This is a genomic window from Nocardiopsis mangrovi (genome assembly GCF_042653925.1).
Lineage (GTDB): Bacteria > Actinomycetota > Actinomycetes > Streptosporangiales > Streptosporangiaceae > Nocardiopsis_B > Nocardiopsis_B mangrovi.
Map to the genome: position 1 here is coordinate 44,502 of NZ_JBHSFQ010000021.1, position 22,819 is coordinate 67,320.

At 75.1% G+C, this 22,819-nt stretch carries 13 protein-coding genes and 1 riboswitch; of the genes, 4 read left to right on the forward strand and 9 right to left on the reverse strand.

The genetic code is table 11. The features are described from left to right. Positions 1 to 66: 66 nt before the first annotated feature. Genes ACFO4E_RS19950 through ACFO4E_RS19965 form a run of 4 tightly spaced genes read right to left on the reverse strand, consistent with a single transcriptional unit; the run spans position 67 to position 2,779 of the window. Positions 67 to 954, reverse strand: a complete 888-nt coding sequence (locus ACFO4E_RS19950; protein WP_378576998.1) for an energy-coupling factor ABC transporter ATP-binding protein — start codon at positions 952 to 954, stop codon at positions 67 to 69. Continuing rightward, a complete protein-coding gene (gene cbiQ, locus ACFO4E_RS19955) occupies positions 951 to 1,703 on the reverse strand; it encodes a cobalt ECF transporter T component CbiQ (RefSeq protein WP_378576999.1) in 753 nt (250 codons plus the stop codon). The genes ACFO4E_RS19950 and cbiQ overlap by 4 nt, the downstream gene beginning before the upstream one ends. Positions 1,704 to 1,715: 12 nt before the next feature. Next, entirely contained in the window at positions 1,716 to 2,048 is a 333-nt protein-coding gene (locus tag ACFO4E_RS19960) for an energy-coupling factor ABC transporter substrate-binding protein (protein WP_378577001.1), read from the reverse strand. Positions 2,049 to 2,050: 2 nt separating this feature from the next. After that, complete coding sequence (locus tag ACFO4E_RS19965) at positions 2,051 to 2,779, reverse strand: energy-coupling factor ABC transporter permease (RefSeq protein WP_378577003.1); 729 nt, start codon at positions 2,777 to 2,779, stop codon at positions 2,051 to 2,053. Between the two features lie 29 nt (positions 2,780 to 2,808). Then, a riboswitch (cobalamin riboswitch) is annotated at positions 2,809 to 3,029 on the reverse strand. 297 nt (positions 3,030 to 3,326) lie between these two features. Here ACFO4E_RS19965 and ACFO4E_RS19970 point away from each other — a divergent pair. Continuing rightward, a complete protein-coding gene (locus ACFO4E_RS19970) occupies positions 3,327 to 3,851 on the forward strand; it encodes an N-acetylmuramoyl-L-alanine amidase (protein WP_378577004.1) in 525 nt (174 codons plus the stop codon). Positions 3,852 to 3,886: 35 nt separating this feature from the next. Here the strand turns inward: ACFO4E_RS19970 and ACFO4E_RS19975 are convergent, their stop codons facing one another. Then, on the reverse strand, positions 3,887 to 4,039 hold the full coding sequence (locus tag ACFO4E_RS19975) for a hypothetical protein (protein WP_378577006.1): 153 nt from the start codon (positions 4,037 to 4,039) through the stop codon (positions 3,887 to 3,889). A 360-nt stretch (positions 4,040 to 4,399) separates the two neighbouring features. On the opposite strand from ACFO4E_RS19975, the gene ACFO4E_RS19980 reads away from it, so the two are divergent. The 3 genes from ACFO4E_RS19980 to ACFO4E_RS19990 all read left to right on the forward strand — a co-directional run bounded on the left by ACFO4E_RS19980 (position 4,400) and on the right by ACFO4E_RS19990 (position 9,257). Next, a complete protein-coding gene (locus tag ACFO4E_RS19980) occupies positions 4,400 to 5,413 on the forward strand; it encodes an alpha/beta hydrolase (RefSeq protein WP_378577008.1) in 1,014 nt (337 codons plus the stop codon). Between the two features lie 400 nt (positions 5,414 to 5,813). Beyond that, on the forward strand, positions 5,814 to 6,719 hold the full coding sequence (locus ACFO4E_RS19985) for an NADP-dependent oxidoreductase (protein WP_378577009.1): 906 nt from the start codon (positions 5,814 to 5,816) through the stop codon (positions 6,717 to 6,719). A 255-nt stretch (positions 6,720 to 6,974) separates the two neighbouring features. Next, positions 6,975 to 9,257 carry a S9 family peptidase gene (locus tag ACFO4E_RS19990; RefSeq protein WP_378577011.1) on the forward strand — a complete coding sequence of 761 codons (2,283 nt, stop codon included), beginning with the start codon at positions 6,975 to 6,977 and terminating at the stop codon, positions 9,255 to 9,257. Positions 9,258 to 9,496: 239 nt separating this feature from the next. On the opposite strand, the gene ACFO4E_RS19995 is transcribed toward ACFO4E_RS19990, so the two are convergent. From ACFO4E_RS19995 to ACFO4E_RS20010, 4 genes are all read right to left on the reverse strand, one after another. After that, a complete protein-coding gene (locus tag ACFO4E_RS19995) occupies positions 9,497 to 10,243 on the reverse strand; it encodes an SDR family oxidoreductase (protein WP_378577013.1) in 747 nt (248 codons plus the stop codon). A gap of 360 nt (positions 10,244 to 10,603) precedes the next feature. Further along, positions 10,604 to 11,788: a tryptophan dimethylallyltransferase family protein gene (locus tag ACFO4E_RS20000; RefSeq protein WP_378577014.1), complete on the reverse strand. Its 1,185-nt coding sequence runs from the start codon at positions 11,786 to 11,788 to the stop codon at positions 10,604 to 10,606. A gap of 68 nt (positions 11,789 to 11,856) precedes the next feature. Continuing rightward, the gene (locus tag ACFO4E_RS20005) at positions 11,857 to 13,518 is read right to left on the reverse strand and encodes a cytochrome P450 (RefSeq protein WP_378577016.1); all 1,662 of its coding nucleotides are present in this window, start codon (positions 13,516 to 13,518) and stop codon (positions 11,857 to 11,859) included. Positions 13,519 to 13,531: 13 nt separating this feature from the next. After that, positions 13,532 to 22,498 (reverse strand): amino acid adenylation domain-containing protein, encoded by an 8,967-nt coding sequence (locus tag ACFO4E_RS20010; protein WP_378577018.1) that lies wholly within the window; start codon positions 22,496 to 22,498, stop codon positions 13,532 to 13,534. Between the last annotated feature and the right edge of the window lie 321 nt (positions 22,499 to 22,819).

The following is a 22,819-nucleotide window of genomic DNA, read 5'->3' on the forward strand; positions in this document are numbered from 1 at the left end:
CTTATCCTTTGGAGGTCCCCGGGTTCCAACCGCTGGGAACCGCCAACGCTCCCGCGCCGGCGGTGGCTAGCCGTTCTCCACGAGCAGTTCCACCTCCTCGGGGGTGGCGGGGGCCGGGGCGGTGGCGGGGAGCAGGCCCGCGCGGCGCAGGGCCGAGGCCGTCCCGGGGGCCCACGGCGGGCGCAGCCGGGCGGCGGACAGGAGTCCGCTGTCGGCGAGGACGGCGCGCGCCGGGCCGGTGGCGAGCAGCCCGCGGTCGAGGACCGCCGCCCGGTCGGCCCAGCGGAAGGCGAGGTCGACATCGTGTGTGGAGACCACGAGCGCGGTGCCCGCCGCGCGCAGCCCTTCCAGCGTGCCGAGCAGCGATTCCACTCCGGCGGGGTCGAGTCCCGCGGTCGGCTCGTCCAGCACCAGGACCGATGGCCGCATCGCCAGCGCGCCCGCCAGGACCACGCGCTTGCGCTGGCCGTAGGAGAGCAGGTGCGTCGGCCGGTCGGCCAGTCCGGCGATGTCGAGCGCGTCCAGGGCCCAGGCCACGCGGTCGCGTACGCCCTCGGCCGGCAGCCCCAGGTTCATCGGGCCGAAGGAGACGTCCTGCCGGACGCTCGCCGAGAAGAGCTGGTCGTCGGGGTCCTGGAAGACCAGTTGGGCGCGCCGGCGCAGCGCGTCGCGGCCGGAGCGGCTGCGCGGCACCGGAACCCCGTCGAGCCGCACCGTGCCGGCGTCCGGGGTCAGGCTGCCGGTCAGCAGCCTCAGCAGCGTCGTCTTGCCGCCCCCGTTGGGGCCGAGGACCGCCAGCACCTCCCCGGCGGCGGCCTCGACGGTCAGCCCCGTGAAGACCGGTGCGGTCCCGCTGTAGCCGAAGGCCAGGCCGTGCCCGGAGAGCGCAGCGGGGGCCTCGTGGACGTCGGGGCCGGCTCCGGCGGTGGGGACGGCGGGCGGTCCAGCGGTCACGGGCGGACTCCGTAGGCGTAGGTGAGGGTCGCCGCGGCGACCAGGAGCGGTACCCCGGCGGCAGCGGCGACGGCCGCCGGACGCAGCGGCAAGGGTTCCAGGAGCACGCGCAGGTCTCCGGTGTAGCCCCGGCACTCCAGCCCGTGCTGCATGCGCCGCGCGCGGTCGTAGGAGTGGATGAAGAGCGCGGCGCCCAGCGATCCCAGGGACCGCAGCCGCGCGTTCCACCCGCTGTAGCCCAGCCGGGCGGCCTGGCCGGTGCCGATGCGCCGCGAGGTGTCCAGCACGACGAACAGCATCCGGTAGACGAGCGCCACCACCTCCACCAGCGCGGCCGGCAGGCCGATCCGGGTGAGCCGCGGCAGCAGTTCGGCGAGCGGGGTGGTGAAGGCGAAGCCGAGCTGGCACACCAGCGCCGCCGCGGCTCGGGCGCTGATCTCCGCGGCCCGGGCCGCGCCGTCGGGCGCCCACGCGACCGTCCCCGCGCTGCCCCCGACGCTCACCAGCAGTGTCACCGCACCGGTGAGGATGAACGCCAGGGGCGCCCATGCCGCCCGGGCGAAGGCCCGCGGCGGAACCCCCGCCGGACCGAGGGCCGCCGCCAGGGCGGCCACCGCCGCCAAGGCGGCGCCCGGCCAGGCCGGCAGGGCCAGTGCGCACACGATCAGGCCGCCGAAGAACGCCCCCTTGACGGCGGGATGGACGCGCCGCCACGGGCTCCGGTAGGCCGCAGCGTCGATCGCGAGCACGCCGCGCGCCGCTCAGCCGGCGTCGGACGCGCCCGCGGCGGGAGGCCGGCCCGCCCGCAACCGGTTGCGGGTCCGGACCGCCCCGAAGTAGTACCCGATCACCCCCGCGCCGATGGCGGCCTGAAGGGCGAACAGGCCGGATTCGATCTCCCCAGAGGGCGCCTCGTAGAGCGGGGCGAACCAGGGTTCGTAGCCGGGGTGCGTCTCGGCGACGGCGTCCTCGGCCTGGCCGTCGGCGCCGCTGAAGGGCTCGGCGAGGTGGTCGCCCGAACCGATCAGCAGGGGCAGCACGGCGATCGCGGCGGCCACCGCGACCAGGATCCAGGTCGTCACGGTCTTGGGCACGGTCACGCCGCCTTCCCGTCCGCCGCCGCCGTGGCCGCGCCACCGCCGGCCGATCGGCGCAGCACTCCCAGGCGCAGCAGCTCACCACGGCTCGCGGTGGTCAGCAGCCGGATGATCACCACGGTCACCAGGCCCTCGATGATCGCCAAGGGGACCTGGGTGACGGAGAAGATCGCGCCGAACTTCACGAACGCGCCGAGCAGGCCGCCCGACGGATCCGGGAAGGCCATGGCGAGCTGGAGGCTGGTCACCGTGTAGGTGCTCAGGCTCGCCAGCGCCGCGCCCGTGAACACCGCCGTGCCCACGGCCGTGGTCTCGGGGAGGGAGCGGGCGGCCGCGCGCACCAGGCGGTAGGACCCGTAGCCCACCCACGGGCCCACCACGGCCATGGAGAACACGTTGGCGCCGAGCGTGGTCAGCCCGCCGTGCGCCAAGAGCAGCGCCTGGAACAGCAGCGTGAGCGTGCCCAGTGCCGCCATGACGGGCGGCCGGAAGAGGATCGCGCCCAGGCCGGCGCCCGTGGGGTGCGAGCAGCTGCCGGTGACCGAGGGGATCTTCAGGGCCGATAGGACGAAGCAGAAGGCGCCGGACGCGCCGAGGAGCAGCTTGGCTTCGGGGTCGGCACGGACGGCGGCGGTCAGGGAGCGTACGCCGTGGACGACGAAAGGGGCGGCCGCGGCGGTCCAGGCGGCGGCGTGCTGCCAGGGCAGAAAGCCTTCGGCGATATGCATGTCAGGGGACCCATCTCCAGCACCTCGTGGACGGTCGTCGCGCCGTGGCCGGTCTCCTGGCTTGCGGGTCGCCGCCCTCTGCCGGCCTTCCCAGCCGCGTCCGGGCGGACGCGTCCAGTGGCCGTCGCCGTCCTGGCCGCCGCCGGCGACGGCGGAGGTGGGACGGGGCATCGGACTACCCGTTCACAGTGGCGAGGGCCGCGCCGGTTTCCCACCGGACTTCCCGAACACCACGGCCCCACGACAGTACGGCGGCGCGCGGTCCCGCGCAATAGCCCGCCGTCCATCCCGGGGAGTGCCCGGCGCCGCGAGGGTGCCGCGTCCACCGCGCCGGACCGCCCACCGCGGCGCGTGCCCACCACGCCGCAGGAGCGGCCGTTCGGCGGCACTGCGCGGCTCCGCCGAACTCGGCCGCACGAAGGACGACGTTGCAGGTCAGAGCGGTTGGGTAGCGATACCGGACGAAGGGACCGGTGCTGTTCGCCGATCCGTCCCATGTTCACCCGCGCCGCGCTCACGCGGGGCTTTCACCGGCCGGGAGGTACCCATGATCGACATCGTCACCCGCGCGAAGTGGGGCGCACGCCCCCCGCTGGACCGCACGCCCGTCCAGCTCTCGCAGCGCACCGAGTTCATGGTGCACCACTCCGAAGGACCCACGACGCAGACGGTCAAGGAGATTCAGGCGATCCATATGGACGAGCGTGGCTGGTCCGATATCGGCTACAACTTCCTGATCGACAACGACGGCCACATCTACGAGGGCCGCGGCTGGACCACCCAGGGAGCGCACTGCCCCAACCACAACGTCTCGGCCATCGGAGCGTGCATCATCGGCACCTACTTCACGGTGCTGCCCTCACCGAAGGCACTGGCGTCCATGCAGGCCCTGTACGCCGAGGCGAACCACCAGACCGGCCGGACGCTGACGCGCATGGGGCATCGCGACGGCCGCGACACCGACTGCCCCGGCGACGCGCTCTACGCGTGGGTGCATTCGATCTTCGGCCATGCGGCCCCGGACTCCCCCGTGTCCGCGCCGCAGCGGCCCGACACCCTGGAGTGGCCCTGATCCGGTCGGGCCGTGACGGGGGCGCCCACGGCGTCCTAGCGGGTCCCGCCGAGGGTGGGGACCGAATCCAGCCCCAGCGGGTCGGGATCGATCCTCGGCACCGGGACCTCGCGGTTCCAGCAGCCCGTCAGTGACATCGACGCCACCAGGAGGATCGTGGCGACGAACCTGCCCACTGTGACCGCCATGTCCATCTCCCCCACTTCGACCACCGGTACGCGCTACCCGCGGCCGCGGAGCCGAACCCCACCCGATGCGCCGCCGTTCACCCGACGCCATGGCGCGACCACGGTACGCGATCACGACGGAATCGGACCGGTGATCCGGCGGACACCGCCGGATCTGCGGCAGCCCACCGGGCAGGGCATTGCGAACGGGGCCGCCGTGGAAACCGCCCCGACCCCGTTTCCCCTGCTCACGGCGTGGGCAGCGGGACCCGGGGGGTTCTGAATGCCCGTGCCGCGCGGGCCCGGACGGCGGCGGCACCGCCGAACGGCCCGGGCGGCGCACGCTCCTGGCACCGCACCCCCGGAAAGGAAGGCAGCGCCATGTCGTCGAACCGAGTCGTCCTGGAGCAGGCCGCCCAGGAGATGGCGGACGCCACCGCCACACCGCCGTTCATCTACCAGCTTCCGCCCGACGAGGGCCGCCAGGTCCTGGAGGACCTGCAAGCCGGGGAAGGCGTGCCCAAGCCCGAGATCGATGAGGACTGGGTGACCGTTCGGGGCGGCCCCACCGAGCAGGTGCCCGTGCGCATCGTGCGCCCCGCCGGCGCCTCGGGGACGCTTCCCGTGGTTCTGTACATCCACGGCGCGGGGTGGGTGTTCGGCAGCGCCGCCACCCACGACCGGCTGGTGCGCGAGATCGCGGTGCGCACCGGGTGCGCCGTGGTGTTCCCCGACTACGACCGGTCCCCTGAGGCGAGGTACCCGATCGCCGTGCAGCAGTGCTACGCCGTCGCCGAATGGGTGGTGGCCGAAGGGGCGGGTCAAGGGCTCGACGCGTCGCGCATGGCGGTGTGCGGCGACTCGGTCGGCGGCAACATGGCCATCGCGATGACCCTGCTCGCCAAGGAGACGGGCACCATCGGGCTCGCCGGCCAAGTCCTCTTCTACCCGGTGACCGACGCGAGTTTCGACACCGAGTCCTACCACCGATTCGCCGACGGGTACTACCTCACCCGCGAGGCCATGATCTGGTTCTGGGACCAGTACACCACCGACCCCAACGACCGGGCGCAGATCACCTGCTCCCCCTTGGGTGCGCGCACGGACCAGCTCACGGGCCTCCCGCCGGCGATGGTGATCACCGGCGAGGCCGACGTGCTGCGTGATGAGGGCGAGGCCTACGCCGCCCGGCTGCGCGAGGCCGGGGTCCCGGTCTCGGCGATCCGCTGCCAGGGCATCATCCACGACTTCATGATGCTCGACGCGATGCGCGACACCAGCGCCTGCACGGCCGCCATGGAGATGTCCACCCTGTTCCTGCGCCGTGTGCTCGACACCGGCGGCGCGGCGATACCCCGCCAGGCGGGCTCCCGGGCAACGGCCCCGACCCGCTGACGCGCCCGCGGCCACCCGACGCGCCCCGGGCCCAAGGCCCGGGGCGCCGACGCCGCGCTCCGGGGGTCTCGCCGGTGCCGCGATCCGGCCGGCCACACCGCGCCCGCTCCAAGGAGACCGCCCAGCCGCATCGCGGCCCCTCGCCGCCCCCTCGTCAGCGACGCCGCTGAACACGCCGCGCGGTCGGCGTCCGGCCAGGCGCGCACCCCACACGGCCGGAGAACCGGAGTGCCCTCGTTCTCCGGAGATCCACCGGCCGAGGACGTCGATCGGGCCCCCGCCCGACTTGCATCTGACACTGACGTCAGCTCTTAGGGTGCTCGGTGTCGGCGCTCGCCGAACATCCACCCCACTGATCTCACGAACGGCCGGTTCAGGCCGCGTGGAAAGGCACGACGTCATGCGCGCAGTCCGATATCACGAGTACGGCGGTGTGGAGACCCTCGTGGTCGAGAAGGTGCCGGACCCGCATCCCGGGCCCGGCGAGATCCGCATCCGCGTCGCGGCGGCCGGGGTCAACCCCATCGACTGGAAGGTGCGCTCCGGTGCCGCGCGCGAGATGCTCCCCGTGGACCTGCCCGCGATTCCCGGGCGCGATGCCGCCGGCGTGGTCGACGCGACCGGCGACGGGGTGCGGGGGGTGGGCATCGGCGACCGTGTCTTCGGGCTGGGCGGCGTCACCGGCGCGACAGCGGAGCTGGCGGTGCTCTCGGCCTGGGCCCACACGCCCGCCGCGTGGACCGACGAGGAAGCGGCCGGTGCCGGCCTGGCATCCGTGACCGCGATGGGCGGGCTGAAGGCGCTCGGTCCCCTGCGGGGGCGCACCCTTCTCATCGAGGGCGCCGCCGGAGGCGTGGGCAGTGCCGCGGTCGAGATCGCGGTGGCTCAGGGTGCCACCGTGATCGGGACGGCCGGCGAGCGCAACCACGGGTTCCTCACCTCTCTCGGCGCCGTTGCCACCACCTACGGAACCGGCCTCGCGGAGCGCCTGGCCGACCTGGCTCCGGACGGTGTCGACATCGCGCTCGACACCGCGGCCTCCGGATCCCTGGCCGACCTCGTCGCGATCGTCGGCGACCCGGCTCGCGTGTCGACGGTCGCCGACCACGCCAACGCGCGGCGCCTGGGCGTGCATCCGGCCAACGCGGAGAACGACTCCACGCTCCTCGCTCAAGCGGGCGAACTCGGCCGGCAGGGCCGCTACACACCCCGCATCGAGCGGACCTACCCGCTCGAACGGATCGCGGAGGCGCACGCCTACGCCGAGCGCGGACACACACGGGGAAAGATCGTGGTCCGCGTCTGAGCTCCCCCCACCGTTCGGGGCCTCCCGCGGCTCGGCACGTTCCCTGACAGGGAACCGGTCGGGCACGGAGGCATCGCCGACCTGGCGCTCGGCCTGGTCAGCGGGTGTGCGTCAGGGACGGACGGTGAGCTGCGAGTGCTGCGGTTCGCCCCCTCGGCGCGGCGAGAGCCGGTGGTCGTGCTCACAGTCGGATTGACACCGACGCGGCGTCACAGTGTTGCGTGGTCGGCCTGGCCCCTGACGAAAGGCTCCGACGTGATCGACCCGGCCGAGCACATCCAGCTCACCGACACCGACTACGCCCGCGCGGAACAGATGCTCGCCCCGTACCGGGCCCGGCTGATGCCACGGGCCGCGGTGGTACCGCAGTGGTCCGACGACGGTGCGCGATTCCGGTACCGGTCCGGGGCGCGGCACGTCATGGTCGACCCGGCGGCGGGCACCCGGCGGGACGCGTTCGACCACGAGCGGCTCGCCGCGGCACTGTCCCAGGCGTCCGGACACGCGGTGGTGGCCGACGATCCGCCGCTCACCTCGGTAGAGTTCGAGGCCCCCGGCCAGGACAGGGACGTGATCCGGTTTACGGCGTTCGACACGCGGTGGGAGTGGTCGGATCGAGCCGGGACCTGCACGCGGATCGAGGGCGGCCCCCCGGTGGGGCCGGGAGAGATCGCGTCACCGGACGGGGCGTGGGTGGCGTTCCGGCGGGCCGGCGACGTTTGGGTGCGCAGCCGGGACGGGCAGCGGGAGTTCGCGCTCACCGACGACGCCGAGCCGCATTGGGACTACGGCGGGCTGCCCGAGGCGGGGACGAAGGCGAAGCTGGCGATGCTGGGGCTGGAGTCGGTGCTCGTGGCGGCGTGGTCGCCGGACTCCACCCGGCTGATCACCCACCGGATCGACCAGCGCGGGCTGCCCGAGCAGGTCGTCGTGGAGGCCGCCCCGAAAGGCGGCGGACGGCCGGTGGCGCATCGTGTGCGCTACCCGATGCCCGGCGACGAGGCGCAGGCGACGATGTCCTGGCACGTTTTCGACGTCCGCACGGGGCACAGTGTGGCCGCCTCGGGCGAGCCGGAGGTCCTGGTGTCTCCCTACGCCCTCGAACGGCGCTGGTGGTCGGGGGAGAAGGGGGACGCCGTCCATATCCTGCACCAGTCCCGGGACGGGCGCACCCTCGCACTGCGCCGCCTCGCCCCCGGCTCCGGTGCGGTGACGACGCTGATCACCGAGACCGGTCGGACCCGGGTGGACCCCTCGCCGTACCTGCACGTCCCGCCCATGGTGCGCGTCCTGGGCTCGGGGGAGATCCTGTGGTGGTCCCAGCGCGACGGCTGGGGTCACCTCTACCTCTACTCGGCCGACGGCGAACAGCTCGGGCAGGTCACCCGGGGACAGTGGCTGGTCCGCCGGATCCTGCGGGTCGACGAGGAGCGCCGCCGAGTGTGGTTCCTCGCCTGCGGGCTGAACGAGGACCCGTACGTCCGTCAGATCTGCCGGGTGGATCTCGACGGTGGCGGGTTCGTGCGAATCACCGACGACGACCTCGACCACGACGCGGTCGGCCCACCGGACGGCGGCTACCTCGTCGACCGCGCCTCGACCGCCGCCCGCCCGCCCCGCACGAGTGTGCTCGGCGACGACGGCCAAGTGCTGGTCGAACTCGAGGCCCCGGACTCGACCGCGCTGGAGGCGGTCGGGTGGAGCCCACCCGAACGGTTCCGGACGACCGCCGCCGACGGGCACACCCCGATCTACGGGCTGCTGTGGCGCCCGCACGGTTTCGACCCGGCACGGCGCTACCCCGTCATCGACCACACCTACCCCGGACCCAATATCCACCGAGCCTCACCGGCGTTCGGCGACCTGTTCACCGGAGAGCCCGAAGCGCTGGCCGCGCTCGGGTTCGCGGTCGTCGCGCTCGACGGCCGGGGCACCCCGGTGCGCAGCAAGGCGTTCCTCGACCACTCCTACGGGGACCTGGGCATGGCCGCAGCACTGGACGACCACGTCGCCGCCATCCGCGAGCTCGGGCGACGCCACACCTGGCTCGACACCGACCGGGTCGGGATCACCGGCCACTCCGGCGGCGGGTTCTTCACGGTCCGGGCCCTGCTGGCCCACCCCGAGATCTACTCGGTGGGGGTCGCGCAGGCCGGCGCCCACGACCTCTCGATCTACCTGCCGTTCTGGGTCGAGCAGAACCACGGCGAGATCACCGAGGAGAACCGTCGAGCGCTGGTCAACACGCTGTGGGCCGGCGACCTGCACGGCAAGCTCCTGCTGATCGACGGCGAACTCGACGACAACGTGCTCCCCCACCAGAGCCTGCGCCTGGTCGACGCGCTCATCGACGCCGATGCCGACGTGGACATGCTCCTCGTGCCCGGAGTCGAGCACGGCTTCCACGGCCGTCGCCACTACGTCACACGGCGCACCTGGGACTACCTCGTGCGCCACTTGCACGGCACCGAACCTCCGGCCTACCGCCTCGCACCGTTCCCCACGATGCCCGACTGGGCCGTCCAACCCTCCGGTTAAGCCTGATCCAGGTCGGTAACGGGATCGGCGTTCACCCGCTCGGCCGGTCCCGGGGCGGGCTCTGCTCGCGCGGGGAGTGTCCTCGGGCCTCCGGGGGATCGGAGGCCCGAGGACGTCGGGCGGGCCCGTGGCCCCGCGATCGGCGATCGGCGGCGTCCGGGCCCGGCCGCCGCGGGCCTCCACGGTTCCGCCCGTCCGCGCCCGCACCGGGCCCCGTCCGGTGCGGGCGCGGATCGCCGTCAGCCCAGGCCGCCCGTTGCCCGCAGGTTCTGCCCGGTGAGCCAGCGCGCGTCCGGTCCGGCGAGGAAGGCGACCACGTCGGCGATATCGGCCGGGCGGCCGAGTCTGCCGAGCGGCGTCATCGCCGCGATCCGGCCCAGCGCCTCGGGCGGGTTGTTCCCGAAGAGCAGGTCGGTCTCGACCGGCCCCGGCGAGACGGTGTTGACGGTGATCCCGCGCTCGGCGAACTCCACCGCGGCCACCCGCGTGAACTGCTCCAGCGCCGCCTTGCTCGCCGCGTAGGCCGCCGCACCGGGCTCGGCCAGGGCCGTATTGAGCGAGGAGATGTTCACGACCCGGCCGCCGTCGCGCATCCGGCGCCCCGCCTCTCGCAGCGCGAAGAGCGGGGCCTTGGCGTTGACCGCCATGACGTCCTCGTAGTCGGCCTCGGTGATGTCGGCGATGGCGGCGGTGGCGATCGTCCCCGCGTTGTTGACGAGGATGTCCAGGCCGCCGAACTCCTCCACCGCGACGTCGAAGAGCCGGACGATATCGGGCAGCGCCCGGAGGTCGACCCGCACGGCTTCGGCCCGGCCGCCCGCGGCGCGGATGCCGGCGGCGACCTCGTCGGCGGCGTCACCGTCGACGTGGTAGCCCAGCGCCACGGCCGCGCCGTCGCCCGCCAACCGCAGGGCGATGGCCCGCCCGATCCCCCGCGATCCACCGGTGACGATCGCGACCGCCCCGGACAGGGGCGGTCTCCGCACACCGGGCGTCCCGGCCGGCGACAGCCCCGGATCCCCCGGCCCGCCGGGCGGGCGTAGTCCTGCTATCTGTCGATTCACCTGCGAACTCCTTGCGTGGCGGCCCCGACTCCGGCCGGGGAGGGACGCTGCCCGCGGCCGCGCGTGCGACGGCGGGACGGCACTCGGTCGGCGGCTGCCGGGACCGGGCGGGGAGAGGCGCGGCCCTCGCATGGGCGGCCGCTTGGGGCAACCCTCCGGACGGCGCGCGAAGCGCGGTCCTCCACACCGCGGTGGCGCCGGCACGAAGGCGGCCCCGTCCCCGCGCTGTGCCGGGCCTCGGCGGGTGCGGCCTCCAGGTCGTCGGTGTGCGCCGGTGCCGTGTCAGGCATAGAGGCCGGGGGCGACGTAGCAGGAGAAGCGCGGGGTCGTGCCGGGTGGGGCGGGGTGGTAGGCGATGAAGTTCTGGTTGCGGGTCTCGGCGAGCGGCAGGTCCGCCAGCGATTCCAGGAAGGCCGCGTAGGGGCCGGGATCGATCCCCTCGCGGCTCAGGAAGGCGGCGGTGCGGTCCCGGGCCGATTCGTCGTCCGGAAACTCCGGGATCATCGGCACGTACAGGGTGGCCGCGGCGGGCACGCTCCTCCCCTTCCGGAACGCGAAGCAGGTCACCGGCGGTTTGCCGAAGGGCGGCGCCGAGTGGCCGGTGATGGTCCGCAGCGCCGCGGCGAACGCTCCGGGCACGTGGCCGGCCGCGATCGCGGCCTGGCTGTCGATGGCGCGTGCGTCGTGGTCGGGGTATTGCAGGTAGATCTTGGCCCGGGCGCGCTCGGGATCGGTGAGGTCGAGCGCCAGCGACCCGATCCGGCCCGGTCCCCCGAACGCGCCGGTGTGGTCGAGGGTGCGCCGCCAGGCCGCGCCCATGCCGAGCCGGGCCATGGCCTCGTCGATGACGTCGCCGGCGTGCTCGGAGCCGCCGACGTGCGGGTCCAGGTAGACCTTGAACAACGGGTCGGCCCCCGGGCGGACCGCCACCCCGTGCATCATCCAGTAGTGCTCGCGCGGCTCGTCGGAGCGGAACAGGTCCTCCAGAGCGAGCACCTGGCCCAGGTCGACGCCCGGCCGGCCCGCGATGCCGCGCAGGTGCGCCCAGGCGAGCTCCTGGTTGGCGGCCGGACCGGGCGGATCCGCCAGCGCCTCGCCCGTGACCCGGAGTTCGACGTCGTTGCCGGTCCACGACGCCGACAGCTCGAAGGGGGAACCGTCGGCCGCGGCATAGCAGCGCCACGCCGGGGTGGCGACGGGTGCGTCCGCCCACACCCCCCACACGTCGGTGATGAGGGCGGCGAGGGCGCGCGCCTCCGCGGGCGGCCGCCCCAGGGCCGAGAGGCAGCGGCCGGTCTTGTCGACGGCGGCCTCCAGGACGGTCGTCCCCCGCGGGTAGCGGTCGGAGGCCGGCCGCAGCGGGTGGCGCCGGGACAGCGGACCGCTGCCGACGAAGGGGTCGCCACCGCCGCGCACCCCGCCGGCCAAGGGGTCCCCACCGGGCTGCGCCGGCTGCACGCTGGTCACGTCGTCGTGTCCTCTCTCCTCGGATCTCCTCGAAGGCGTCTCGCGCGGGCGCGGGGCGCCCGCGGCGCTCACCACGCCACGGGCAGGTGCCGCAGGATCCGCACCTGGATGCCCTCCCGGAAGGCCATCTCCTCCGGCGGCACAGCGGGGCGCAGGCCCGGGAACCGGGTGAACAGCGTGTGGAGCCCCTCCTCCAGTTCGGCCTTTGCGAGTGCGGCCCCCACACACCGGTGCACGCCGTGGCCGAACGCGATGTGCGGGTTGCGCTCGCGGCGGAAGTCGGGGACGTCGGGGTTCTCGAAGGCCGCGGCGTCGCGGTTGGCGGAGGTCAGGACCGGGAGCACGGCCTCTCCGGCGCGGATGAGGGTGCCGCTCAGCTCGACGTCCTCGCGGGCGTAGCGGGCGAAGGCGACGTGGGCGTCCAGCGGCACGAACCGCAGCAGCTCCTCGACCGCCCGGGACATCATCCCCGGGTCGCCCCGGAGTCCCCGGTAGGCGTCGGGATGGGTGAACAGGACGTGCACGGAGTTCATGAGCTGCGCCGAGGTGGTCTCATACCCGGCGATCAGCAGCACGCTGACGAGTTCGACGAGTTCCTGTTCGCTGAATGCGCCGGTGTCGTCGCGGACCCGGATCATGGCGCTGATGAAGTCGTCGGCGGGCGTCTCCCGGCGCCGGCCGACGAGGCCGGAGATGTAGTCGTAGAGCGCGGCGGTGCGGATCTCGATCTCCTCGACGCTGAGCGCGGTGGTACTGGAGAACGCGTCGAGCCACAGCCGGAACCTCGGCCGGTCGCCGGCGGGCACGCCGAGGAGTTCGCAGACGACGAGGGCGGTCAGGGGCAGCGCGAAGTCCTCCACCAGGTCGCCGGGCGCGCCGCGGGACTCCATGTCGGCCAGCAGGTCCTCGCTCATGCGCCGGATGCGGGGGCGCATCTCCTCGACCCGCCGCGTGGTGAACGCGCGCGCCAGCGGCTTGCGCAGCCGCGTATGGCCGGGCGGGTCGGTGCCCAGGATGCTGGTGTGCACCGGGAGGGGGGTCAGGCGCGATTCGTCGTTCTCGGCCGCCAGCGCCCGGCTGAACCTGGGGTCGCCGATGACCGTCTTGACGTCGTCGTAGCGGGTGACCAGCCAGGCGTCGTCGCCGAAGGGGACGCGGACGCGCAGGACGGGCCGGTGCTCGCGCAGTTCGGCGTAGAGCGGGTCCATCTCCAGCCGCACGTGGTCGCGGAAGGGGTAGGGCACCGGTTCGGCGGCGGTGCGGACGTCGAGCGGCGCCGCCGGATACGCGGCACCGGCGCCGCCCGCCGCCGGGCATCGGGCCCCGGCCGGGGAGCCCGTTTCCGTGCCGGCAGCGGGTTCGGCGGCGCCGCGGAGACCGGTCCGCCCCGCCGGGTCCGCGGCGCCCGCCGCACCCGCCGCCGGGCATCGGGCCTCCCCTGGGACGCCCGCCTCCGATCCGGTGGCGGGATCGGCGGTGGCCGTGCGCGCGGCGGCCGCGGTGGAGCCGGCCGGGCCGGGTCCACCGGTGCCGCGGTCTCTCAGGTGCGCCGGCCGCATGTCGGTCCACGCACGCTCGATGTGGTCCAGGCAGGCGTCCCGGCCGGCCCGGCCGTGGCGCACCGTCCAGCCGGGCGGGACGTCGGCGAACGCGGGCCACAGCGAGTGCTGTCCGTCGTCGTTGACGAGGACGAGATAGGAGCCGTCGGGGTCCTCGAACGGGTTGCTCACGTGATCGTGCCTCTCACAGGTCGTGGCGGGCCGCGGCCGGGGTCGCCCCGGGGGCGCAGGCGGGTGCGGGGAAGAAGCCGGTCCGGGTGAGGTGGCCGACGTAGCGGGCCAGCAGGCCGGCGTCGACGGCCGGCGCGGCGATCCCGCTGCCGGTCAGGCCCGCGTCGGCGTTGCGCCGGTCGAAGCGCAGCCCGCCGAACGCGAAGACCGTGGGCAGCACGTCGCTGAGGAGCGCGGCCGCCTCCAGGCCGGTGCCCGGGGCGTGGTCGCCGGCCCGCTGTGCGAGCAGCTCCCGCCACCCGGAGTCGGGGAGCGCGCGGAGTTCGTGGCCGCCGGCGCGGAGCGCGTCGATGAGCACGCGGAACGGGACCGGGTCGGGGCACGTCAGGTGGTGGGTCCGGCCCAGGGCCCCGGGATGCCGGGAGATCCGCACGACCATGCGCGCCACGTGGTCGACGGGAACGAGGTCGACCACGGCGCCGTCTCGGGTGGCGCTCTCCGGGACGGCGCCCAGCATGACCATGGCGCGGACGAGGTGCCACAGGGTGTCGTCGGTGCCGCCGATGCCGGTCAGCGAATGCCCGCTGATCCGCCCGGGCCGGTGGACGGTGACGGGCAGGCCGTGCGCGGCCGCCGCGCCGAGCAGTTCCTCCGCCACCCACTTGCCGGCGACGTAGCCGCTGGGCAGGACCGCGGTGGCGGGCGGGCGGCGGTCCTCGGTGAGGACGGCGGGGTTGTCGTTGCGGGACACGGCCACCGCCGCGGTCGACACGAAGTGGACCGGGACCGCCCGTCCGCGGGCGGCGAGCCGGATGACCTCGCGGGTGCCGTGGACGTTGTGGGACCGCAGCCGCGCGTAGGGCTCGACCGCGCTGACGCGCGCCCCGTTGTGGTAGATGACGTCGATCCGTCCGGCGAGTTCGCTGAAGCGCTCCTCGGTGAGGCCGAGCAGCGGCCGGGCGAGGTCGCCGGGGACCGCGGTGATCCGGGCGCCGTCCGCCGGCCCGGGGCCGACCCCGTGGCGGAGCATGTTGCGCCGGATGCGGTCGGCCCCGCCCGCCTCGTCGCCGGCGCGGACCAGGCAGTGCACGGTCGCGCGGGTGCGGTCGAGCAGTTCGCGCAGCAGGGCGGCGCCGAGGAAGCCGGTGGCCCCGGTGAGCAGGATGTGCTCGGGGTCGGCGCCGCGGTCCGGGTCGGCCGTCCCGGCGGCGGCGATGGCGATGCGCGGGTCCAGGACGGCGTCGGCGGCGAGGACGACCGCGGGATCGGGGTCGGTGCGGGTGGCGCCGGCCGCACCGCGCGGCCCGGCGGCGGCCGCCGCTTCACGGGCGATCGCGGCCACGGTCTGGAGTTCGAAGAGCCGGCGCACCGTCAGGTCGGCGCCGGTGCGGTCGCGCACACCGCTGAGCAGCCGCGGCACCAGCAGCGAGTGCCCGCCGAGGTCGAAGAAGCCGTCGTCGGCGCCGACCTGGTCCCGGGACAGCCCGAGGACGTCGGCGAACAGGGCGCACAGGGTGTGTTCGAGGTCGGTGCGCGGGGGCCGCCCCGTGGTGGCCGGGCCGTAGCAGGGGGCGGGCAGGGCGGCCTTGTCGAGCTTGCCGCTGGGCAGGGTGGGCAGCGCCGGGAGGGGGACGACGGCGGCGGGGGTCAGGTAGCCGGGGAGGTGCGCGGCGGCGTGGCGGCGCAGCTCCGCGGGGTCGGCCGGGTCGGCGTCGGGGGCGGGGACGACGTAGGCGACGAGGCGCCGGTCGCCGGGGCGGTCCTCGCGGGCGACGACGGCGGCGCGGCCGACGGCCGGGTGGCGTTCGAGGACGGCGGCGACCTCTCCTGGCTCGATCCGGAACCCGCGGATCTTGACCTGGTCGTCGGCGCGGCCCACGAACTCCAGGTGCCCGGACCTGGTCCACCGCGCGAGGTCGCCCGTCCGGTACATCCGGGTGCCGGGGCGGCCGAACGGGTCGGCCACGAACCGGGCGGCGGTGAGGCCGGGTCGGCCGAGGTAGCCGCGGGCCAGGCCGGGGCCGGCGACGTAGAGCTCGCCCGCGGCCCCGGGCGGCATCGGGGCGAGGCGGTCGTCGAGGACGTAGCAGCGCGCGTCGACGGTGGGCCGTCCGATGGGCGGCGGGCCGTCGCCCGACAGCGGGGCGCTCAGCGTGGCGCACACGGTGGTCTCGGTCGGGCCGTAGCCGTTGATGAGGCGGCGCCCGGGCGCCCACGCCGCGGCCAGGCGGCCGGGGAGCTCCTCGCCGGAGGAGATGATCGACGACACCCCCGGCAGGTCGGCGGGGTCCATGGCGGCCAGGACCGCCGGGGGAAGGGTGGCGTGGGTGACGCGCCGGCGGGCCGCGAGTCCGGCGAGTCCGTGGCCGGGGGCGATCTCGTCGGCGGCCGCGCTGACCAGGGTGGCGCCCGCGGCGAGGGCGCCCAGGATCTCCCACACCGCGCCGTCGAATCCGATCGGGGCGAATTGCAGGACGCGGCTGTCCGGCGTCACGCCGAAGCGCTCGCGGTTGGCCGCCGCCAGGCCGGGGAGGCCGGTGTGGGTGACGACCACGCCCTTGGGCCGTCCGGTGGACCCCGAGGTGAAGATGGTGTAGGCGGGGTGCGCCGGGTGCAGCGGGGTGGTCCGCTCGGCGTCGGCGACCGGGGTCGCCGGGAGCCCGGCGGCCTCGGCCTCGATGTCGTCGAGGGCGACCGCCGGCGCGTCCGCGGCGGGCAGGCCGGCCAGGGTCGCGTCGGTGCCGAGGATGAGAACGGGGCGGGTGTCGGCGAGCATCCCGCCCAGTCGCTCGCCGGGCTGGCCGGGGTCGAGCGGGAGGTAGCCGGCGCCGGATGCCAGGACCGCGAGCAGGGCGGCCACCTGGTCGGCGGAGCGCGGCAGGGCGATGGCGACGAAGCGCTCGGGGCCGGCTCCGCGGGCGATGAGCGCCCGGGCCAGCCGGTTGGCGCGCGCGCTCAGCTCGCCGTAGGTCCAGGTGGTGTCGGCGTGGGTGAGCGCGGGGGCGCCGGGCGTGCGGGCGGCCTGGCTGTCGAACAGGACGGGGTAGGGCACCCGGGGCAGGTCGCGCGCGGTGTCGTTCCAGGTCTCCAGGGTGCGGTGGCGTTCGTCGGGGTCGAGGACGCCGAGGTCCCCGATACGCCGGCCGGGGTCGGCGGCTGCGGAGTCGAGCAGCCGGATCAGCCGCCGCACGAGCGCGTCGATGGTGGCGCGGTCGAAGACGGCGGTGCCGAACTCGGCGATCCCCCCGAGGCCGAGCGGCGCGCCGTCGTCGTCGAGGTACTCCGTGAGGCTGAGCACCAGGTCGAACCGGCAGGTCCCGGTTCCCATGAGGTCGATCTCGGCGGTCATACCCGGCTGCGGTCGACCTACCGCGGGCGCGTTCTGGAGGGCCAGCATGACCTGGAACAGGGGGTGGTGGGCCAGGGACCGGGCGGGGCGGATCTCCTCGACGAGCCGTTCGAACGGCAGGTCCTGGTGGGCGTGTGCGGCGAGGGCGACCTCCCGGACCCGGTCCAGCAGGTCGCGGAACCGGGGGTCGCCGGAGGTGTCGGTGCGCAGGACGAGGGTGTTGACGAAGAAGCCGACGAGGTCGTCCAAGGCGTCGTCGGTGCGGCCGGCGATCGGGCTGCCGATCGGGATGTCGGTACCGGCGCCCAGCCGGGTCAGCAGGGCGGCGAAGCCGGCGTGCAGCACCATGAACAGGGTGGCGCCGTGGCTCTGGGCCAGGTCGGTGAGGGCGCGGTGCAGCGGGGCGGTGATCTCGAAGCGGACGCGGTCGCCGTGGTGCGCGGGGACCGGCGGGTGGGGCCGGTCGGTGGGCAGGGCGATGCGTTCGGGGAGCCCGTCCAGGGTGCGGCGCCAGTGGTCGAGCTGGCGGCCGGCCGGGCTCCCGGGGCCGTCGCCGAGCAGGTCGCGCTGCCAGAGCGTGTAGTCGGCGTACTGCACGGGCAGGGGCGGCCATTCCGGTGCGCCGCCGGCGGTGCGGGCGGCGTAGGCGGTGGCGAGGTCGCGTCCGAGCGGGGCCAGGGACCAGCCGTCGCAGGCGATGTGGTGCAGGACCAGGACCAGCACGTGGGCGTCCTCGGCCGTCCGGAACAGGGCCGCGCGGATCGGGGGTTCGGAGTCGATGGCGAAGGGGCGCCGGGCCGCCTGGTCGGCGAGTGCTTCCAGGTCGCCGGGGGTGGTCTCGGTGAAGGTGAACTCCGGGCGCGCCCCGTCGAGCACCACCTGGTGCGGGATGCCGCCGTCGTCGGCCATGACGGTGCGCAGGCTCTCGTGCCGGGCGGCGACGTCGGCCAGCGCCGCGCGCAGCGCGTCGCGGTCGAGCCGTCCGGAGAGCCGGACGCGCAGGGGGACGTTGTAGGTGGCCGTGGGCCCTTCCAGGCGGTACAGGAACCACAGGCGCGCCTGCGCGTGGGACAGCGGGAGCCGGTCCGGACGGGGCCGGGGGGCGAGCGCGCCCCGGGCGGCGGTGCCGCCGAGGCGGTGCACGAGGTCGGCGACGCGGGGCGCCTCGAAGACCGCGCGCACCGGCAGCTCGATGCCGAGCGCGGTGCGGATCCGGCTGGCGAGCCGGGTGGCCGACAGGGAGTGCCCGCCGAGGTCGAAGAAGTCGTCGTCGATGGTCACCGAGGGGGCGCCGAGGATCTCGGCGAAGAGCGCGCACAGGCGCTCCTCCATCGGGGTGCGGGGCGCGCGGCCGTCGGCGACGGCCCCGGAGCGGGGTGCGGGCAGGGCCGCGCGGTCGACCTTGCCGTTGCGGGTGAGGGGCAGCCGTTCCAGCGCCATGATGTGGCGGGGCACCATGTGGTCGGGCAGCCGCTCGGCCAGGTGGGTGCGGACCCGCGCGAGCAGGGCCCCGGCCTGGCGCGACAGGTGGGGGCTGTTGGTGTGGCGGGCGGGGTCGGTGCCGGCTCCGCCGGGCGGGCGGTACAGGCTCGCGGGCGGGGTGTCGGGGCCCTCCCGCGGGTCGAGGAAGTGCACGTCGAGGCTGCCGTCGGGGGTGCCGGCCCAGGTGGCGACGGTCCGGTGCCCGGTGCGGCGCGCGGCCTCGTACAGGTCCTCGGGGTCGGGGACGCCGGGTGCGGGCCGCTCCAGGGCGGTGCGGGCGAGGTCGGCGTCGCCCTCCTCGTGCAGCGCCCGCCAGGCCGCCGCCGCGGGGGCGACGCGGGCGTTGGGCACGCCGACCAGCCGGATGTGGGGGGCGGGGCGCTCGGCGAGCAGGTCGGCCAGGTGGCCGGGGCCGGTGACGTCGGCCCCCCACACGAGGTCGAGGGGGGCGGGTCCGGGCGGCCCCTGGGCGGCGGTGCGCAGCACGGCGTCGTAGCGGTACTGCGACATCTCGTTGTGGCGGCGCCCGCGTTTGACCCGCACGTCGGCGCCGGTCAGGCCGGGGACCACCGCGGCCAGGGCGGCGAAGTAGCAGGGGTCGACCATGAGCTCCTGCTCGGCCGCGATGTGCCGTTCGACGGCCGTGCGCAGCGCCGCCGCGCCGTCGACGGGGTCGGCGCGGCGCAGTGTGGTCTCGGTGTGGAAGAGGCGGGAGAGCCGCAGGTCGCGGACGTCGCCGACGAAGATCGCCCCGCCGGGGGCGAGCAGTCCGGCGGCGCGGCGCAGGACGTCGGTGAGGTAGCCCCCGTTGGGGAAGTACTGGACGACGGAGTTGACGACGATGGTGTCGAAGCGCCCGGCGGGCAGGCCGGCGGTGTCGTCGGCGGCGCCGACCCGCAGGTGGACGCGGCCGGCCAGGCCGGGGGTGCGGTCCACGTTGCGGCGCAGCGCGTCGATGGCGGGCGCCGAGAAGTCGGTGCCCCAGTACTCCTCGCAGTCGGGGGCGAGGCGGGCGAGCAGCAGGCCGGTGCCGACCCCGATCTCCAGCACCCGGCGGGGGCGGAGCTCGCGGATGCGGTCGACGGTGGCGTCGCGCCATTCGTGCATGTGGTCGGCCGGGATGGGGCGGCCGTCGTAGCTGCTGTTCCAGCCGGTGAAGTCCGCCCCGAAGGGCGCGCGGGGGGCATCGGGGCCGGCGGCGGGGCCGTCGGGGGCGGGGCCGTACAGCCCGTCGTAGATCCGCTGCCATTCGGTGACCTGGTGGACGTGCGCGTCGCCGCCGTCGTGCTCCCCGGTGTCGGCGGCCACGATGTAGCCGACGAGCTGCCGGTCGCCCGGGCGGTCCTCGCGCACCGTGACCGCGGCGTGGGCGACCCCGGGGTGCTCGCGCAGCGCGGCCTCGACCTCGCCGGGCTCGATGCGGAAGCCGCGGATCTTCACCTGGTCGTCGACGCGCCCCAGGAACTCGGTCTCCCCGTCGGCCCCGCGGCGCACCACGTCGCCGGTGCGGTACATGCGGGTGCCCGGCGGCCCGAAGGGGTCGGCGACGAACCGCTCCGCTGTGAGGCCGGGTGCGCGCAGGTAGCCGCGGGCCAGTCCGCCGCCCGCCAGGTAGAGCTCGCCGGCGACGCCGTCGGGGACGGGGCACAGGTGGCGGTCGAGCACGTGGGCGCGGGTGTCGTCCATCGGCCGCCCGATGGGCACGGTGTCGCCGAGGCCGGGGCCGTGCACGGGGTGGGAGAGGGCGAAGGTGGTGGTCTCGGTGGGCCCGTAGACGTTCACCACCCGCAGCCCGGGGCAGTGGTCGAGCACGCGCCGGCACGAGCGCGGTGCGACCCTGTCACCGCCGGTCCACACCTCGCGCATCCCGGCGAAGCAGTCGGGGAGCTCGTCGGCGATGACGTCGAACAGCGCGCTGGTGACGAACGCCGCGGTGGCCCCGCCTTCGGTGATGGTGCGCCGCAGCTCCGCGGGGCCGAGGTCGCCCGGCGGGGCGATGACCGCGGTCCCGCCGCCGAGCAGGGGGGTCCACAGCTCGTAGGTGGCTGCGTCGAAGGAGTGCGGCGAGTGCAGGAGCACGCGCCGGTGCCCGCCGCCGCGCCAGCGCCGGTCGGCGGCGAGGGCGGCCACGGCGCGGTGGGGGACCCCGATGCCCTTGGGGCGGCCGGTGGACCCGGAGGTGTACATGACGTAGGCGAGGTCGTCGGGGTCGACGTCGACGGGGGGCGCGCCGGGGTCGGCCTCGTGCCATGGCCCGTCGATGGCGAGCACGTCGCGGCCTTCGGCCGCGGGGTGCCGCGCGGCGGCGGCGTCGGTGACGACGGTGTGCGCGCCGGTCTCGGCCAGCACCAGCCGCAGCCGGGCGTCGGGCTGGCGCAGGTCGAGCGGGACATAGCAGGCGCCGGCCTTGAGCACGGCCAGGACGGCGGTGACCAGGTCGGTGGAGCGGGGCAGCGCGATGGCGACGGCGTCCCCCCGTCGGCAGCCGCGTTCGACGAGGCGGTGGGCGAGCTGGTTGGCCCGGGCGTTGAGCTCCGCGTAGGTCAGCCGCTCGTCGCCGCGCACGACGGCGGTGGCGTGCGGGGCCTCTTTGACCCGGCGCTGGAAGACGAGGTGCACGGCCGGCGCGGCGGGCGGCGGGGGGACGGGTCGCCTGCCGGACACCGCGGGGCGGCGTTCGGCCCAGGTGAGCGCGTCCGATTCGGCGACGCGGCGTCCGGGCTGGGTGACGATGCGGCGCAGCAGGGTGCGCAGGCGCCGGTGGTGCAGGGCCAGGGCGGCGGGGTCGTGGCGGTCGGGGTCGGCGAAGAGGGAGAGCCCGTCACCCACGACGGCCGCCAGCTCTCCGGCCGTCCCGGGGTTGAGGACGTGGACGGTGCCGTGGTTGCGGCCGAAGCGGACGTGGTGTTCGTCGGTGGCGAGGGTGATAAGGGGGTGCGGCAGGGGCCCGGAGCCGCTCCGCAGGAGGTCGGCGTCCAGGTCGGCTGCCCCATAGCGGCTGTGGCGGTCGGCCGCGGCGTACTCGGCGGCGGCGGCGCGCACGAGGTCGGCGAGCGGGGCACCGGGGTCGGGTTCGAAGGGCACGTGCAGCAGGGCGGCGAGTGCAGCGGGGGTGCGGTGCGCCGGTGACCGGCCGTGTCCGGGGGCGACGACGCCGACCACGGCCGCGCCCTCGGCGCCGAGCCGCAGCGTGTAGAGGGCGGCGGCGGCCAGGACCGGGGCGGCCGGGGGGACGCCGAGGTCGGCTGCGGAGCGGCGCAGTGCGGTGCGCGTGCCGACCGGCAGCGTGCGGTGGTGGCGGATCAGCGCGCGTGCGGGCGGGCGGGGTGCGGCGGGGGCGGTCCGCCGGGGGTGGCGGGCCAGCCAGTGGTCGCGGTCGGCGGCGAACTCGGGGCCGCGCCTGATCTCCTCCTCGGCGCGCACGATCTCGCCGATGGGGGCGAAGCCGCTGGGTGGGACGGGGCGGCCGTCGTCCAGGGCGGTGTAGACCTCGGCGACGCGGGTGCGCAGGAGGGCGAGGCCGGGGAGGTCGAGCAGGAGCGGGTGGGCGTAGTGGGCCCACAGGTGGAGCCGGGGACCGAGGGTGATGAGCGCGTGGCGGTAGAGGCCGGCGCCGTCGGCGGGGGCGACGAGCCGTGCGGCCTCGTGTTCCAGCCATGCGGTGGCCGCTGCCCAAGGGCCGGGCTCGCCGCTGAGGTCGAGGTGGCGGGGCGCGGGGGCGGGCCCGGGGTCGAGGTGCCGGCGGACGGCGCCGTCGGTCACCGTGAAACGGAGGCGGAGGGCGTCGGTGTCGGCCGCCGCCCGCTGGAAGGCGTCGGCGAAGAGCGCGGGGTCGAGCCCCCCGGAAATGGCGATGTACTCGCTGACGGCCAAGGAGGGATGCCCTGTATCCGGCCGCTCCCCCGCCGCCAGGACGGATGCCTGATAGGGGGAGAGCGAAAACCGAGGGCTGCGCGGATCGAACACGTAACACCGATTCCCGTCACGGTGCCGCAATGTCGGCGACGCGGTTCCGGGAACGGGATCACCCGGTCGCCGGTCGGCACCAATCGCCGCATTGGAGGCCCTACATATAAAAGGAGACAACAGCGCTCTATCTGCACCGGAAGCCTCGTACCCCTGGGGACTCCGGGGCAAACGGCGCGCCACGAGAGAACCATGAAATCACCAATGTTGAAAGTCGGCCAACTCCGGCGGAAGGGACGCCCCACCACGCGTTGGGTTCTTGTCCTTTGTTCATGTTCGGGCGGAATACGCACCACTGGACACCGTTTCGGGCGTCGATATATTTACTTCATCCACGCCCATGGCATCTGCGAAATTCATTCGCGAATGTCGTGAAATCTGAGGATGAATCGGAAGGAATCACCATCGGTGGATACGCGCGGGAGTGGCGCACGTCACCTCACCCGGATAGGCCGGCCCGGCTCCGGTCGCGGACGCGGGCGCGCCCCAGCGGGCGGCGGCCGT

Bases quoted from the DNA above. Each gene is read 5' to 3' on its own strand.
- ACFO4E_RS19965 (WP_378577003.1), bottom strand. From the start codon at position 2,779: ATGCATATCGCCGAAGGCTTTCTGCCCTGGCAGCACGCCGCCGCCTGG.
- ACFO4E_RS19970 (WP_378577004.1), top strand. From the start codon at position 3,327: ATGATCGACATCGTCACCCGCGCGAAGTGGGGCGCACGCCCCCCGCTG.
- ACFO4E_RS19975 (WP_378577006.1), bottom strand. From the start codon at position 4,039: ATGGCGGTCACAGTGGGCAGGTTCGTCGCCACGATCCTCCTGGTGGCG.
- ACFO4E_RS19980 (WP_378577008.1), top strand. From the start codon at position 4,400: ATGTCGTCGAACCGAGTCGTCCTGGAGCAGGCCGCCCAGGAGATGGCG.
- ACFO4E_RS19985 (WP_378577009.1), top strand. From the start codon at position 5,814: ATGCGCGCAGTCCGATATCACGAGTACGGCGGTGTGGAGACCCTCGTG.